This is a genomic window from Paenibacillus aceti (assembly GCF_003614185.1).
In the GTDB taxonomy this organism is placed as follows: Bacteria; Bacillota; Bacilli; order Paenibacillales; family Paenibacillaceae; genus Fontibacillus; species Fontibacillus aceti.
In genome coordinates this window covers 5195261-5195543 of record NZ_KZ987724.1, presented here as the reverse complement: position 1 = coordinate 5195543, position 283 = coordinate 5195261, and positions in this window count along the sequence as shown.

Sequence of the window (283 nt, the reverse complement as noted above, 5' to 3'; positions counted from 1 at the left end):
CATATGGTGGAGAGCGGGGCGACCATCATCCGCTTCACAGAGGACAAGATTATTACCCAATCCAGCGTCAGCGATTTAACGTATCATTCACGTCTGGAATGTGAGTTTTTTGAATTGAAGAAGTCATAACGGTAGGCACAGCGATTTTCTCTATGTAAAAATCAGGCGTCCAGGTAAGGAAACTCCTCTCCCGGATCGCCTGATGGTAGGGTACTAGCTTAATATTTTGATGATAAGTTAAATTAATCTATAGCCGGGAGGAAGATTGCCGCTGCTGCGGATA